This is a genomic window from Rhodanobacter sp. FW104-R8 (assembly GCF_001617365.1).
In the GTDB taxonomy this organism is placed as follows: domain Bacteria; phylum Pseudomonadota; class Gammaproteobacteria; order Xanthomonadales; family Rhodanobacteraceae; genus Rhodanobacter.
In genome coordinates this window covers 36,350-51,841 of the sequence record NZ_LVJR01000018.1, presented here as the reverse complement: position 1 = coordinate 51,841, position 15,492 = coordinate 36,350, and the positions used below count along the sequence as shown (strand labels likewise).

Genomic DNA, 15,492 nt, shown 5'->3' with positions numbered 1-15,492 from the left:
GTTGAGATGTCCGTGATACTGACCCTGCTGGCGGCGGTGCTTGCCTCCGGCGCCTGCGCCTATCACCGCAGCAGCCTGCGCACCTGGGCGATCGCCACCATCGTCGCCACGCTTGTGGTCGGCCTGATCGCGCATGCGCCGTGGACCACGGCGATCCTGCTGATCGTCGAGCTGGCGATCGCGTTGCCGCTGCTGCTGGTGGACTTCCGTCGCCAGCAGATCAGCCTCCCGCTGCTGAAGCTGTTCGCCAAGGTCACGCCGAAACTGTCGGAGACCGAGCAGACCGCGCTGGAGGCGGGCACAGTCGGTTTCGAGGGCGAGCTGTTCTCCGGCAAGCCGGACTGGCACGAACTGCTGAAGCAGCCGAAGCCGGAGCTCTCCGTGGAGGAGCAGGCCTTCATGGACGGTCCGGTGGAAGAACTCTGCGCGATGATCGACGACTGGCAGATCACCCACGAACTGGCTGACCTGCCGCCGGAGGTGTGGGAGTTCATCAAGAAGCACCGCTTCTTCGGCATGATCATCCCGAAGCGGTACGGCGGCCTCGAGTTCTCCGCGCTGGCGCATTCGGCGGTGCTGCAGAAACTGTCCACGATGTCGGCCACGGTGTCTTCCACCGTGGCCGTGCCGAACTCGCTGGGGCCGGCCGAGCTGCTGCTGCACTACGGCAGCGACGAGCAGAAGAACCACTACCTGCCGCGCCTGGCGGTGGGCGAGGAGATTCCCTGCTTCGCGCTGACCGGCCCGTACGCCGGCTCCGACGCCACCTCGATCCCCGACGTAGGCATTGTCTGCAGGCAAGTGGTCGACGGCGTCGAGACGCTCGGCATCAAGCTCACCTTCGACAAGCGCTACATCACGCTGGCGCCGGTGGCCACCGTGGTCGGCCTGGCCTTCCGCATGTACGACCCCGAACACCTGCTCGGCGACAAGGACGACCTCGGCATCACCCTGGCCTTGCTGCCGCGCTCCACGCCCGGCCTCGAGATCGGCCGGCGCCACTTCCCGCTGAACATCCCGTTCCAGAATGGTCCGGTGCGCGGCAAGGACGTGTTCGCGCCGCTGTCGGTACTGATCGGCGGCCCGCACATGGCTGGCCACGGCTGGCGCATGCTGGTGGAATGCCTGTCGGTGGGCCGCGCGATCTCGCTGCCGTCCAACGCCACCGGCGGCATGCGCGCCTCGGCGCTGGCCACCGGCGCGTACGCGCGCATGCGCAAGCAGTTCGGCCTGGCGGTGGCCCGCTTCGAGGGCGTCGAGGAGGCGCTGGCGCGCATCGGCGGCCTCACCTACGCCACCGCCGCGCTGTCGCGCGCCACCGCTGCAGCGGTCGATCGCGGCGAAAAACCGGCAGTACCGTCGGCGATCGCCAAGTACCACGCCACCGAATGGGCGCGGCAGATCGCCAGCGACACCATGGACGTGCATGGCGGCAAGGCGGTTCAGCTGGGCCCGAAGAACTACGCCGGGCGCGGCTGGTCGGCGGTGCCGATCGCGATCACGGTGGAGGGCGCCAACATCATGACGCGCAGCCTGATGATCTTCGGCCAGGGCGCGATCCGCTGCCATCCTTACGTGCTGAAGGAAATGCAGGCGCTGTCGATCGCCGACCGCGGCGAACAGCTGAAGACGTTCGACCGGCTGCTGTTCGGCCACATCGGCTTCGGCATCTCCAACGCGGTGCGCAGCTTCGCGATGGGCCTTTCCGGCGCGCGCCTGGGCGACGCCGCCGGCGACAACTACACCCGCCGCTACTACCGCAAGCTCGGCCGCTACTCCGCCGCGCTGGCGCTGTGCGCCGACGTGTTCATGGGCGTGCTCGGCGGCAAGCTGAAGTTCAAGGAAAAATTGTCGGCGCGCCTGGGCGACGTGCTGAGCTACCTGTACATCGCCAGCGCCATGCTCAAGCGCTACGAGGACACCGGTCGGCCGGAGGCGGACCGCCCGTTCCTGGCCTGGGGTTTCCATCAGTGCATGTGGCTGATCCAGAACGCGCTGGACGGTGCGATCCGCAACTTCCCGGTGCGTCCGGTGGCGTGGCTGCTGCGCGCGCTGGTGTTCCCGCTGGGGCGGCGCGAGGTGCCGCCGTCCGATCGCCTCGGCCGCCGTGTCGCCGCGCTGCTCACCGCGCCGAACGAGGCGCTCGAGCGCCTCACCGACTGGGTCTACACCACGCCCACACCGAACAACACGATCGGCCGCATGAAGGCGCTGCTGCCCGACGTGATCGCCGCCGAGCCGGTCGACCGCAAGTTCGGCAAGGCGCAGAAGGCCGGCCAGTTCGCCTCGCACGACTACCTGGGCCAGCTCGCCGAGGCGCAGCAGGCCGGGGTGATTTCGGAAGCCGAGGCGGACCTGCTCCGGCACGTGCGCGACGGCGTGTTCGAGTTCATCTCGGTGGACGATTTCGATACCGACGAACTGCACGCGTTCAAGACGCGGGCGGATGCCGCGTAAATCGGGCTGACCGACCGGCCCGCCCTGCGGGCCGGTTCTTTTCCGGAGGGCGACCGATGAGTGCCTCGGTGTTGTCGTTGTACCGCCGCATCACCCGCTGGCCGGCGGGCCACCGGATCTTCTCGCGCCTGGTCTGCCTCAAGGCGCCGTACTTCGCCACCATCGCGCCACGCTTCGTGGCGCTGGCGCCGGGGCGTTGCGAGGTGCGCATCCGCGACCGGCGCCGCGTGCACAACCACCTCGGCACCGTGCATGCGATCGCGCTGTGCAACCTGGCCGAACTCAGTGCCGGCGTGATGACCGATGCGACGATTCCGGCGGACATGCGCTGGATTCCCAAGGGCATGAGCGTCGAGTACCTGAAGAAGGCGACGGGCACGATGCGCGGCATCGCCACGCCCGAACTGGCCGCGCCCGTCTCCGGCGGCGGCCACGAGTGGCCGGTCAGGGTGGAGGTGGTGGACGACGCGGGCGAGACCGTCTTCCGGGCGCGCGTGCTGATGTGGGTGTCGCCGCGCAAGCGCGGCTGAGCGCACTGCCTGCGCGCCGTCAGTCCGCCAGCACGCAGCGGTTCTTGCCGCTGCGCTTGGCCGCGTACATGGCGCGGTCGGCCGCATGCAGCAGCTGCTCGCCGGCGTCGGGGGCAGCCTCCAGCGGGCAGGGCGCAATGCCGATGCTGGCGCTGATGCGCACCTCGATCAGGTGGCCGTTGACGCTCAGCGCATAAGGTTCGCCCAGCGCCGTGCACAACTTTCCGCACAATTGCAGCGCCAGCTGCGGATCCCCGATGTCCTCCAGCACCAGCGCGAACTCGTCGCCGCCCAGCCGGGCCACCGTGTCGTTGCTGCGCAAGTGTGCCGACAGCCGTGCGGCGATCTCCTGCAGCAAGGCGTCGCCGGCGGCGTGGCCATGGCTGTCGTTGACGTGCTTGAAACCGTCGATGTCGATGCAGGCCAGCGCGAACTGGCTGTGGTGGCGGTTCGCGCGCTGGATCGCGCCATGCAGGCGGTCGTGGAACAGGATGCGGTTCGGCAGGCCGGTCAGGGCGTCATGGTGGGCCTGGTGGCGCACCATCGCCTCCATCAGCTCGCGCTCGGCGATTTCCTGGGTCAGTTGCTGGTTGCGCTCGGCAAGTTCGTCCAGCGCGTGCTGCAGCTTGGCGCGCGCCGCGTACAGTTCCAGGAACACGCGCACCTTCGACTGCAGGATCACGTCGTTGATCGGCTTGGCGATGTAATCCACGGCACCGGAGCGGTAGCCCTTGAGCCGGTTCATGTCGTCGGCATAGGCGGCGGTGACGAAGATGATCGGGGTGTCGCGCAGGTGCTCGGCCTCGCCCAGCAGGCTGGCGACCTCGAAGCCGTCCATGTCGGGCATGTTGACGTCGAGCAGGATCAGCGCGAACTCGTGGTCCAGGCACAGCGCCAGCGCCTCGTTGCCGCTGCGCGCCTCGAACAGCTGCGCGCCGCTGCGGGCGAGCAGCCGGCGCATGGCGACGAGGTTGGCGGCGGTATCGTCGACGATCAGGATTTTCGGTGGTATCGCGTTCATGTCGGTGGTGGAGCATTTCCTCCCGGCCAACCTTAACCGTTGGCGGTCATGGCCGGCGTGAACGGCCGCACCGCCCCGTCAGGCTCGAGCGAGGCGGGTCGGTGGCCTCGCCGGTACAGCCGCGGGGCAGCGTCGATGGCGCTGAAGCCGACGGCCATCGGCGCGGAATCCGGACTCACGCGGTCGTGGCCGGTGCGGGCATCACGCCCGACGCTGCAGCCACGCGCGCAGCAGCGCCGCCAGCTGGTCGGTGTCGATCGGCTTGGAAAGGTAATCGCTGGCACCCATCTCCAGGCACTTCTCGCGATCCCCGCGCATCGCCTTGGCGGTCAGCGCGATGATCGGCAGGCTGGCGAAATGCGGCTGGGCGCGGATCGCGCGGATGGTCTCGTAGCCGTCCAGGCCCGGCATCATGACGTCCATCAGCACCAGTTCCGGCGCTTCGCCGTCGGCCAGCATCTTCAGCGCCTTGTGCCCGTCCTGCGCCATGCTCACCTGCAGCCCCCAGCCGCGCAGCACCTTGGACAGCGCAAACAGGTTGCGCATGTCGTCGTCCACCAGCAGCACGCGACGGCCCGCCAGCCCGTCGCCCGCTGCCGGTTCGGCGACGCTCCGGGGTGGCGCATGCCGGACGCTGTGCAGGAACAGGCTGACCTCATCGAGCAGCCGCTCGGTGGAGCGCGCGCCCTTGACCACGATGGCGTCGGTGTACTGGCGCAGCTTCAGGCTCTCCTCGCGGCTCAGTTCGCGACCGGAGTACACCACCACCGGCGGCACGCCCTTGCTGGTCTGCGCCAGTTGCGCCAGCAGTTCGAGCCCGGACATGCCGGGCAGGCCCAGGTCGAGCACGATGCAGTCGTAATCCGTACGGGCGACCTTCCCCATCGCGTCCTCCGCCGAGCCCGCTTCCTCGATCTGCACGCTGTCGTCGCGCAGCAGGGTGCGCACGGCGGTGCGCGAGTCGGCATCGTCGTCGACGATCAGCAGGTGCCGTGGCTGCCCGGCGGCGAAATGCAGCAGTCGCTCGAGTGCCAGGCCGATCGATTCGCGGCTGACCGGCTTGGTCAGGAAGCCCACCGCGCCGCGCTGCAGCCCGCGCGTACCGCCGTCGATGACCGAGATGAAGTGCACCGGGATGGCCCGCGTGGCGTCGTCGGCCTTGAGCTGGTCGAGCACGCTCCAGCCGTCCATCGCCGGCAGCGAAACATCCAGCAGGATGCCGGTGGGACGATGTTCGCGCGCCAGTTGCAGGCCCGATTCGCCATCGCCGGCGGCCAGCGCGCGATAGCCCTTGCGGTGGATCATGTCGATCAGGATGCGCGCGAAGGCAGGGTCGTCCTCGATCACCAGGATCGTGGCCTGGTCCGGCATCGGCGCGTCGCGGTCGTCGTCGGCCGGCTTCGGCGGCAGATACGGCGAGGCGGCCCGGCTGAGCCGGGCCGTGCCGGCGCGTGGCGCGTCTTCAGCGGTGCCGGATGCCGGAGGCGGCGTCTCCGGCAGCAGCACGGTGAAGTGGCTGCCGCGGCCGCTTTCGCTGCGCAACACGATATCGCCGCCCAGCAGCTGCGCCATCCGCCGCGAGATCGCCAGGCCCAGCCCGGTGCCGCCGAAATTGCGGCTGGTGCCGGCATCCACCTGCTCGAACGCGTTGAAGACGCGCTGGAACTTGTCTTGCGGAATGCCGATGCCGGTGTCGCTCACCGTCATCGCGATCAGCGGTTGGCCGCGGAGTGCCTCGGGGATGTCGGCGTCGCTGCCGGGGCGGCCGATGCGCAGGCCCACCGTGCCATCGGCGGTGAACTTGAACGCGTTGCTGAGCAGGTTGTTGGCGATCTGCTCGAGCTTGCTGGCGTCGGTGCGCAGGACCGGGGGCAGGCCGGGGTCGATGTCCAGCGTGAAGCCCAGCCGCTTTTCCTCGGCCACATGCGCGAACGTGCGCCGAAGCCGTTGCCCCAGCCCGGCCAGCGCCAGGTTGTCGATCACCAGTTCCATCTTGCCGGCCTCGACCTTGGACAGGTCGAGGATGTCGTTGATCAGGTGCAGCAGGCTGTTGCCGGCGTCGTGGATGATCCGTGCCGACTCGACCTGCTCCTCGTCGAGGTTGCCGGTGTCGTTGTCGGCCAGGCTGCGCGACAGGATCAGCAGGCTGTTCAGCGGCGTGCGCAGCTCGTGCGACATGTTGGCGAGGAATTCGGACTTGTACTGGCTGGCCCGCGCCAGCTCGGCGGCCTTCTCGGCGGTTTCCTGCTGCAGGTCCTCCAGCACGTATTTCTGCCGGTTCAGGCTTTCGGTCTTCTCGCGCAACTCCTCGTTGGACGCCTGCAGTTCCTCGGCCTGCACGCGCAGCTCCTCCTCCGAGGCGATCAGCCGCTGGGATTGTTCCTCCAGCTCTTCCGTCTTCGCCTGCAGCGCGTCGTTGTTGTCGCGCAGCACCTCCTTCTGCTGGCGCATCACCAGCTCGGACACGCGCAGCTCGTCGGCCTGCTCCTGCGTGCGCTGCAGCAGGTCCTGCACGCTGGCCGTGCGGTTGAGGTTCTCCAGGCTCAGCGCCACGAGCGGCAGCAGTTCGTCCAGCATCTGCTGCACCAGCGGGCTCAGCGGGGTGAAGCCGGCCAGCTCCAGCACGCCGATCAGGGTGTCTCGGTACAGCACCGGCATGATCGCCAGATGGCCGGGCAGTGCCTCGCCGCTGCCGGAGTCGATGTGCAGGTAGTTGGCCGGCACGTCGTCCAGGACGATCGCCTTGCGCTCGATCGCGCATTGCCCGACCAGCCCCTCGCCCGGCATGTACTGGTCAGCCGAACGATTGCCCAGGCGCAGGCCGTAGCTGCCGAGCAGGTCGAGCCGGTGGCGCGCGTCGTCGTAGGAATAGAACAGGCCCACGCCGGCCTTGCACAGCGGCACCAGCGCACTGGTGAGCCACCGCGCGAACTCCTTGTGCGTGGTGGCCTGCAGCAGCAGGTGGGAGATGCCCGACACCTGCTCCTTGATCCAGGTCTGCGCCTGGGTATCCACCGACATTTGCCGGAATACCTGCAGTGCGCGGGCGATCTCGCCGATCTCGTCGCGGCGTTCGAGCCGGTGGATCTCGAAGTCGTGGTCGTGGTTCGCCAGCCGGGTCAGCTGGTCGGTCAGGCCGCGCAGCGGACGGGTGACCAGGCGTAGGGTCAGCCGGATCACCGCCAGGCCGAACAGGATGGCGAGCAGGGTCGCCACGATGTTGACCGTGCGGGTGATGGCGAGGGTCCTGTCCAGGCGCTGGTTGCGGGTGGCCAGCAGCCGGTTCTCATCGAGCGTCATCTGTCCGATGAGGTCGCTGATTTCCTTCACGCTGACGCTGCGGTGCTTCAGGTAGTCGGACTGGATGTGCTGCCGCTGCAGCACGGCCTGCGCCGGCTCGGTCGTACCCAGGCCGGCGAGGGGGTCAATCACCTCGCTGCGGAACTCGCTCTGCCACAGCATCGCCATCGCCTCCAGCCTGTCGATGCGGGACAGCTGCAGCGGGTTGTCCGACATCAGCTCGCGCAGCCGGGTGAGATGGGCGAGCAGACTCCGGTTGGCGTTCTCGAACGCACCGCGTTGCGCGGCATCCTGGGTCAGCAGGTAGCCGCGGGCGCCGACCTGGCTGGCCTGCACCGTCTGCAGGACGTGATCCAGCTGCAGCAGCACCTGGTAGGTATGCATCGACCAGCGGCGGTCGTCCTCCTGCTGGTGCAGCGAGTGCAGGGTGATCGCGCCGGCCAGCAGGAACAAGCCCAGCAGCAGGCCGATGGCCAGCACGGCCTTGTGCTGCAGCGGCCGGTCGGCCAGCCAGGTGTTGGACGTTCGGGTCATGGGCATGCGGATATCATCGCAGCTTGCCACTTCGCCTGTCGTATGCCCGGGATGAAGGCCGGCGGCGGCCGCGGTTCAGCGGCGCCAGGCCGGCGGCACGATCGAACCGCGCCGCCGCGCCACGACCAGCAGGCCGATCGTGCACAAGGTACACAGGGCCAGCGCGACCACCGACGCCTCGGCGCCGAACGCGCCGCCGCTCAGCCAGTCCGGGCCGCTGCGGGTGGAGACCAGCCAGCCGTCGGCGCGGGTACCGGAAACCGGGATGCCGTAGATCGTGCCCTGGGCGAAGTTCCACGCCGCGTGCAGGCCCATGCAGGCCGGCAGCGAACGGGTCGCGTGGTAGAGCATGCCGAACAGCAGGCCGGCCTCGATCGCGATGGCGGCCGAACTCCACAGCGTGGCGCCGGGGTTGCCGATGTGCACCGCGCCGAAGAACAGCGCCGAGACCAGCAGCGCCCACCAGCTGCCCAGGGCTTCCTCGACGATGCGGAACAGCACGCCGCGGCAGATGAGCTCCTCGCCGATGCCGGCGCCCAGCCCCGCCATCAGCAGGGCCGGCAGCCACTGCGCATGCGGGTTGGTGCCGGTGACGTGATAGCTGCCGAGCAGGTACAGCACGCCGACCACCGCACTGAACAGCAGCAGGCCGGCGGCGGCGCCGGCGGCGCCGTCCGGCAGCAGCCGGCGCGGCGCCAGTTCGGCGAGCGGGCGGCGCTCCACCAGCCGTACCAGCAGGAGGTAGGCAAGCAGCGCCGGCAGCGCGCGCATCAGGAACTGCGCCAGGCCGTGGAGGGTGGCCGGGGCGGCCTTGCCGAGCCAGCCCAGCGCATGCAGCAGCCAGCCCATCGCCAGGCTGAGGATCAGAAACATCGCGACGAAGATCACGATCCGCGCCAGCGGCGAGAACAGCAGCCAGCGCTGCCAGCGCGGCGCATCGGGAGGCGTGGTGAAGGCGATGGCCTGGTCGTGCATGCGTGATCCGCCGGCAAAGGTTCGCACGTTAGCAGCGGTATGGCAGTGCTGCTACAGCTCCACCGCCGCCGCGTGCTCGCGGGTGGCGGCGAAGCGCACCTGCGGCCAGCGCTCCTGCGCCAGCTGCAGGTTGACCCGGGTCGGCGCGATGTAGACCAGCTCGCCGGCCGCGTCCAGCGCCAGGTTCATCGCGTTCTTCTCGCGGAATTCCTCCAGCTTCTTCGCGTCGTCGCAGTGCACCCAGCGCGCGGTGGTCACCGTCACCGGCTCGAAGCTGGCGTCGACGTTGTACTCGTCCTTCAGCCGGTAGGCGACCACCTCGAACTGCAGCACGCCGACCGCGCCCAGGATCAGGTCGTTCGACATCAGCGGGCGGAAGAACTGGGTGGCGCCTTCCTCGCTCAATTGCGCCAGGCCCTTGTGCAGCGCCTTCATCTTCAGCGGATCGCGCAGCCGCGCGCGGCGGAACAGTTCCGGCGCGAAGTTCGGGATGCCGGTGAAGGTGACCAGCTCGCCCTCGGTGAAGGTGTCGCCGATGGTGATGGTGCCGTGGTTGTGCAGGCCGATCACGTCACCCGGGTAGGCCGTCTCCACGATCTCGCGGTCGCTGGCCATGAAGGTCAGCGCGTTGGCGATGCGCACTTCCTTGTTGGTGCGGGTCTGGATCATCTTCATGCCGGCGCTGTAGGTGCCCGAGCACACGCGCATGAACGCCACGCGGTCGCGGTGCGCCGGGTCCATGTTCGCCTGGATCTTGAACACGAAGCCGGAGAGCTTCTCCTCCTCCGGCTGGATCTCGCGCGTGGTGGTGGCACGCGGGCGCGGGCTGGGCGCGTGCTCGACGAAGAAATCCAGCAGCAGCTGCACGCCGAAGTTGTTCACCGCCGAGCCGAAGAACACCGGCGTCTGCCGGCCGGCCAGGTACTCGTCGAGGTCGAAGGAGGGCGCGGCGCCCTGTACCAGTTCCAGCTCCTCGCGCAGCTCGCGCATCGCATCAAAGCCGATCTTCTCGGCCAGGCCGGGCGCATCGAGGCCCTTGAAGATGGTCGAGTCCTGCCGGGTGAAGTTCTTGCCCGGCTCGAAGATGTGCACCTCGTCCAGCGCCAGGTGGTACACGCCCTTCAGCCGCTTGCCCATGCCGATCGGCCAGGTCACCGGCGCGCAGGCGATGCCCAGCACCGACTCCACCTCGTCCAGCAGTTCGATCGGCGAGCGGCCCTCGCGGTCGAGCTTGTTGATGAAGGTCATGATCGGCGTGTCGCGCAGCCGGCAAACCTCCATCAGCTTGATCGTGCGCTCCTCCACGCCCTTGGCGCAGTCGATCACCATCAGCGCCGAATCCACCGCGGTCAGCACGCGGTAGGTGTCCTCGGAGAAGTCCGCGTGTCCCGGCGTGTCGAGCAGGTTGACGATCTTGCCCTCGTACGGGAACTGCATCACCGACGAGGTCACCGAAATCCCGCGCTCCTTCTCCAGCGCCATCCAGTCCGAGGTGGCGCTGCGCGACGTCTTGCGACTCTTCACCGAGCCGGCCATCTGGATCGCACCGCCGAACAGCAGCAGCTTCTCGGTCAGCGTGGTCTTGCCCGCGTCAGGGTGGCTGACGATGGCGAAGGTGCGGCGGCGGCGGGTTTCTTGGAGATGCGAGGGCATGGAGGCGGGTCGGCTGGAGCGCGAACCGGTAATTGTAGCTTGGATCGGTGGTGGGCCTCGCGCGAGCCACTTCTCCTCCGCGTTCGTGATCAGTCGGCGCGGCCAGAGCGTCCTTGGGCGTCCTTCTCTATCAAGGAAACGATGTTCTCAACGAACCAAGGCCTCAATTCCTCAAGCTTACCTAGTTTTGTAATTTTTCCATTTTTTATATAAACGTAATTTTCAATAAATAGTCCCCTTGCTTCAATACAGCCGCCAGCCTGTTCCGCCAATAACATGTATGATCGCAAATCTATCGGCTTTTGTTTAAGCTCAGAACATAGCGCAAGCGCGTGCAAATGACGCTCCTTCTTCACGCCTTCTTCTGATGCGCGTCGCGATTCCTTGTCTGCGACGCTACTTACAAGTTGCTTCATTACTTCTATTGCTTTGCGAGCCTTGCCCTGTGCCTCACCGGCAATATTTAAGGCGATCAGTTGACCACCACGAAGGTTTTGCTTACCCGTGCCGGAGACTTTGAAATGACCAATCTCGATCTCCTCGATGTTGAGGGATCCCGATATGCCGCTCCACGAGCCGAAACTCATTCCGGTCTGGAACGTAACCAAACCAAGATTTTCGTTAGCGCTGTCCAACTTCCAGTCTAATTGCTGAATCGCTCGCATGGCGAGCTTGACCACTGTCGCCATGGTGCCAGCAAAAGTGTCGGTCTGTGCGTCGTATGTAATGTGGCTCGGAGATGGGGCGGCCCTTGGTAGCCCCGCAGTCATGGCCGGAGCGGGCGCCCCACAACCTGGGCAGGCTGCCGCTTTGTCGGAAATCTCGCGGCCACATTCTGAACACTTAATTAGAGCCATATTGCCCCCGTTTACAAAGCCTAACGCTAGAATTAAGCGGCGGCGAAGCCGTCCACCTTGAGCGAACTGTTAGCCCACAAGTGACCTAGGAACGCAAGAGCGAGGCTGCAACTAGAATTACATTGACTACCGTTAACCCAAGTATTGCCCATGTGAGAGTACGCATCGTCTGGGTAAGTGCAAGCATGCGAGCGCTTTCCTTTGCCATTTGCCGACGGACTAACTCCTCGCGATAGAACTCCGTGCCAACCACAGTATTTGACGTTGCCGCGTTGTAACGAACGATAAGCTCAGCTTCGGACAGCGCTTGGAGTTCGTCGTGCTTTGGGATGTTTTCCATAAACCGCCCCTGGGGCCTAACGCTTGAATTAAACGGCGACGTAACCGTCCGCCTCGAATGACGAGTTAGGTTTCGCGATGTTAGAACGAAGAGCTGTCTTCTCTTTTCGATTGTTCGTCTTTAAGGAACTTTTGTCCTGACGGGCTCGCTACCAAAATTAGACCCCAATCTATGCTCGATACCATGCTGTCGTAAGTTATCAACGCATCTGGCTTCTTCCATGCGACGGTGTACTTAGTGAACTTCGCGCCGTAGCGGTTTTCAACCTGTGTATGCTGGCTTGATTCCGGCTTACCGTATTTTTTTGTGAGAAGCACTAAGAAGCTATCTTGGCTGTCGAGGCCGTTCGTTGGCACGACTATTCCCTCAATGTGTCCGTCAACGACGATTAGATCAAGCGAATCACTACGCACGCCGTCGGGAGTTTTTCCGCTTGCCGGAATGGCTCCAACCTTGAACGTTCCTTTGGTATCCAATGGATCGCCCGGGTGCGCCTTCAGAATGTTGTGCTTCCAACACGGCGTAATTGGCTGCTGGAAGTCGTAATCGTATGTTGCAAGTGCACCGTTACCCTTCCAGTGACACTCAGGGAGATTGAAGTTTTCTTTTATCGTGAAGCCCAGGATTGTCGTTGGCTCCGTGACACCTGCTCCATAGGCAATCGAGTACATGAAAATTGCGAGTAGCCCGCATATCAATCGTTTCATTACGTGTTTCCCCTTGATACAGATGACTTGAACCTAACGCTTGAGTTGAGTGGCGGCGGCGCCGTCCACCTCGAAGGAGTTGTCGGAGCTCACCAGCCTAGAAGTCAGCTGTCATGTTGACGAACGCAAGCTTTCTCGAGCCCGGGCCACTGTCGAACTTAACAGTCGGATTGCCCTTTTCATTGCGCTCGGTCACAGCCATGTGATCATTCGCGCCGTCTATGAAGAATACTGAGAAAAGCTTTTCGGTCGTTTGGAGCGACTCATCTTCACAGTATCCGTAGACATCCGAATTTGGGTCCAGTTTGCCAAGTGCGGCAATAAGGTCTTTGACTTTCATGAGATCTCCGTGTCATGAATTTGAGGCCTAACGCCAAAGTTGACTGGCTGCGGCACGCAGCGCTCGATTGTCGCGACATCCTATACCCGCAGTCCGGTCGAACGCGCTGTTCGGGAGCGAGAGTGGCAGATTCCCGATGGGTTGTTCGGGTCTCGTCGCTTCCGATGGCGGACCGCAGCGACGAGGTCGTGAACAGCAAAGCGCCTGCGGCGGTCGGATCAACACCGTTATCCGACCGCCGCACCGCAGGCGAAAAGGTGTCAGCGGGCGAAAAGGTGTCAGGGACAATTTGAATACCCCTGTGGCCGTCCCGAAATTGTCATTTAAATCGTCGGCCTCACGCCGCCTGAATCACAAATTTGCTGGCCGTGGCGATGGGCTGCACGTTACGCAACGTGCGGCGCATCTCGACCAGGCCGTATCGTTCCATCGTCTTGAGCGTCCGCGAAAGATTACTGGGCGCGCGCCCGGTGAACTCCGCGAGCTGGCTCAGTGACTCGGGCTTCTGCTCCCTGATGACACGCAGCAACGCGCGATTGTCGTCGGACAGCACTTCGGCCAGGGAGCGCATGGAGGTGAACCAGATCTTTGGCTCGTTGGGGCGTGGCTGATGATCGCCGCGCGCAATGGCCAGTGCGCGGGCGCGGATGGCTTGTTGGGATGCGATGCCGATGACCAACTTTTTCATGATTTCGTTTCCTCAAGTACGCGATCGACTTCGTTGAAGAAATCCTCCAGCAATTGCTGCGGGCTGGTGAATTCGTACGGCACGCCCTTGTCGCTGGCGTGACGATGTCGATGGTCGTAGGCCAGACGACGACCTGCATAACGCTTGCGCTTCGGTGGCTTGACGGCATGCGCGTTGTCGAAACCGAGTAACCGCGTGCCGTAGCGATCATGCAATGTCAGCGCGTAGCGTATGCCGTGTGGCACATGCTCGTTCGCCTCGATACGCCATGCCTCGATCTTGATCCAGTAGCCGTCGTCCTGATCATAGATCTCGCCGTTGAGCAACAGCAGCGTTTCCAGTCCCACGTCTTCCTTTGACATGACTATATATCATCCGATGATAACTTGAATGAATCCCGCCAAGGTTTGTGGCGGCTGGTCGCATGCTGCACGATGAGGATGGAGTCAGGTTCGGCCGTTCCAACATTTGCCCAAGATCGGGAGCCGGCATTACGCCGGCTCTGCCAGTTACGTCACTTCGCCAGCTGCATCAACACCCGATGCCAGAACTCCAGCCCCGCTTCGACTTCCGAAGCCGGCAGCTTTTCGTTGAGACCATGGGCGAAGGTATCGTCGGGTTTGGTGAACGCCGCATCGATGCCGTAGCTGGGCACGCCGGCGTTGCGGAAGTACATGCTGTCGGAGGCGCCGGCGGACATGCCGGGCACCACTTCGACGCCGGGGAAGCGGGCGTGCACCGCGGCGGTGACGGCAGCGATCACATCCTGGCGCAGTGGCGAGGCGGGGCTGGCCACCGGCGGGGGCGGCAGCACGGTGACGGTGGCGGACTGGTCGTTGATCACCTTGACCAGCGTGTCGCGCACGCTGTCGACCGGTGTACCCGGAAAGATGCGGCAATTCACGTTGACGCTGGCGCTTTGCGGCAGGGCGTTGAGTGCGTGGCCGCCGTTGAGCATGGTGGCCACGCAGGTGGTGCGGATCTGGCCGACGTAGGCGGGATCGGCGGAGATGGTGGCCGCCGCGGCGGCATCGTCGGGATGGGCGGCGAAGCGGGTCATCGCCGCGCCCAGCGGGCCGGGCGTGTGGGCGCCGAGTGCACGCAGCGAGGCGCGCGTGATCTCGTTGCTCTGCGGCGGAAACTGGTAGCCGGCGACGCGGTCGATGACTCGCGCCAGCCGATAGATCGCGTTGTCCGCGTTGGGTTCGCTGGAGTGCCCGCCGGCGGAGCTCAGGCTGATCTGGAAATCCGCGTAGGTCTTCTCGGCAGCCTGGATTTCGTACAGCGCGGGCTGACCGGTGGCGGGGTTCAGGGTGCCGCCGCCGGCATCGGCGTTGAGCAGGAATTCGGCGTCGTGATAGCGCTTGGCCAGTTCGCGGGTCGAGGCCATCGTGGTCTCTTCGTCGCCGGACAGCAGCAGGATCAGGTCGTGGCGCGGCTTGAAGCCCTCGCGCTTGAGTCGGATCAGCGTCTCGACCAGCACCACCACCGCGGTTTTCATGTCGGCCGTGCCGCGGCCGTAGAGGTAGCCGTTCTCCTCGACCAGGGTGAACGGGTCGCGGGTCCAGTCCTTGCGCTTGGCCGCCACCACGTCCATGTGCCCGGACAGCAGGATCGGCTTGCCTTCACCGGTGCCGCGATAGCGCGTCACCAGCGCGGCGGTTTCGCCCACCGGGATGATCTCGACATCGCTGGCGGCGAAGCCGGCGGCCTTGAGCTTGTCGGCCAGGTAGGCGGCCAGCACCGGCACCTGGTGCTGGCCCTCCACCGTGGGGATGCTGATGGCGTGCTTCAGCATGGCCATGGTTTCGGGCAGTACCTTGGCGCCGGTGTCGGCCGCGGTGCCGGTCCTGGCGTCGGCGTGGGCCAGGCCGATGCCGGCGCAGAAGACCAGCGTGGCCGCTGCGGCGGGCCCAAGTACTCGTGGTGCTCTCATTCGAAGTTCTCCGGTGCGTATGCTGAGCGATGCCCGAGTATGCGCGGCGGCACGCGCGCTTGCATCTGCCGCGCGGGCGGCCGTCGGCGGCCGGCGCGCGGAGATCGCCGGCGGCGTCGATACCGAGCGGCGATCCTGCACGAACATCTTTCCG

General features: G+C 65.4%; 12 protein-coding genes. 2 read left to right on the top strand and 10 right to left on the bottom strand.

Annotated elements, in window-relative coordinates:
- Positions 1-6: 6 nt before the first annotated feature.
- Complete coding sequence (locus tag RHOFW104R8_RS04600) at positions 7-2,457, top strand: acyl-CoA dehydrogenase (protein WP_068090900.1); 2,451 nt, start codon at positions 7-9, stop codon at positions 2,455-2,457.
- A gap of 56 nt (positions 2,458-2,513) precedes the next feature.
- Positions 2,514-2,987 carry a hotdog fold domain-containing protein gene (locus RHOFW104R8_RS04595; protein ID WP_068090902.1) on the top strand — a complete coding sequence of 158 codons (474 nt, stop codon included), beginning with the start codon at positions 2,514-2,516 and terminating at the stop codon, positions 2,985-2,987.
- A gap of 19 nt (positions 2,988-3,006) precedes the next feature.
- Here the strand turns inward: RHOFW104R8_RS04595 and RHOFW104R8_RS04590 are convergent, their stop codons facing one another.
- The 10 genes from RHOFW104R8_RS04590 to RHOFW104R8_RS04555 all read right to left on the bottom strand — a co-directional run bounded on the left by RHOFW104R8_RS04590 (position 3,007) and on the right by RHOFW104R8_RS04555 (position 15,338).
- Positions 3,007-4,008: a diguanylate cyclase domain-containing protein gene (locus RHOFW104R8_RS04590; RefSeq protein WP_201028696.1), complete on the bottom strand. Its 1,002-nt coding sequence runs from the start codon at positions 4,006-4,008 to the stop codon at positions 3,007-3,009.
- Positions 4,009-4,209: 201 nt separating this feature from the next.
- Positions 4,210-7,848 (bottom strand): response regulator, encoded by a 3,639-nt coding sequence (locus tag RHOFW104R8_RS04585; protein WP_068090905.1) that lies wholly within the window; start codon positions 7,846-7,848, stop codon positions 4,210-4,212.
- 69 nt (positions 7,849-7,917) lie between these two features.
- Positions 7,918-8,817, bottom strand: coding sequence for a CPBP family intramembrane glutamic endopeptidase (locus RHOFW104R8_RS04580; protein WP_068090907.1), 900 nt, complete (start codon positions 8,815-8,817; stop codon positions 7,918-7,920).
- A gap of 51 nt (positions 8,818-8,868) precedes the next feature.
- Complete coding sequence (locus tag RHOFW104R8_RS04575; RefSeq protein WP_068090909.1) at positions 8,869-10,470, bottom strand: peptide chain release factor 3; 1,602 nt, start codon at positions 10,468-10,470, stop codon at positions 8,869-8,871.
- 89 nt (positions 10,471-10,559) lie between these two features.
- The gene (locus RHOFW104R8_RS17655) at positions 10,560-11,159 is read right to left on the bottom strand and encodes a hypothetical protein (RefSeq protein WP_162493024.1); all 600 of its coding nucleotides are present in this window, start codon (positions 11,157-11,159) and stop codon (positions 10,560-10,562) included.
- A gap of 588 nt (positions 11,160-11,747) precedes the next feature.
- The gene (locus RHOFW104R8_RS17270) at positions 11,748-12,374 is read right to left on the bottom strand and encodes a hypothetical protein (RefSeq protein ID WP_153021641.1); all 627 of its coding nucleotides are present in this window, start codon (positions 12,372-12,374) and stop codon (positions 11,748-11,750) included.
- A 97-nt stretch (positions 12,375-12,471) separates the two neighbouring features.
- Complete coding sequence (locus tag RHOFW104R8_RS04570) at positions 12,472-12,714, bottom strand: hypothetical protein (protein WP_068205426.1); 243 nt, start codon at positions 12,712-12,714, stop codon at positions 12,472-12,474.
- Between the two features lie 337 nt (positions 12,715-13,051).
- Positions 13,052-13,402 (bottom strand): helix-turn-helix domain-containing protein, encoded by a 351-nt coding sequence (locus RHOFW104R8_RS04565; protein WP_068090912.1) that lies wholly within the window; start codon positions 13,400-13,402, stop codon positions 13,052-13,054.
- Positions 13,399-13,764, bottom strand: coding sequence for a DUF6516 family protein (locus RHOFW104R8_RS04560; protein ID WP_068090914.1), 366 nt, complete (start codon positions 13,762-13,764; stop codon positions 13,399-13,401). The genes RHOFW104R8_RS04565 and RHOFW104R8_RS04560 overlap by 4 nt, the downstream gene beginning before the upstream one ends.
- A 152-nt stretch (positions 13,765-13,916) precedes the next feature.
- On the bottom strand, positions 13,917-15,338 hold the full coding sequence (locus RHOFW104R8_RS04555) for a M20/M25/M40 family metallo-hydrolase (RefSeq protein ID WP_068090916.1): 1,422 nt from the start codon (positions 15,336-15,338) through the stop codon (positions 13,917-13,919).
- Positions 15,339-15,492: the final 154 nt, after the last annotated feature.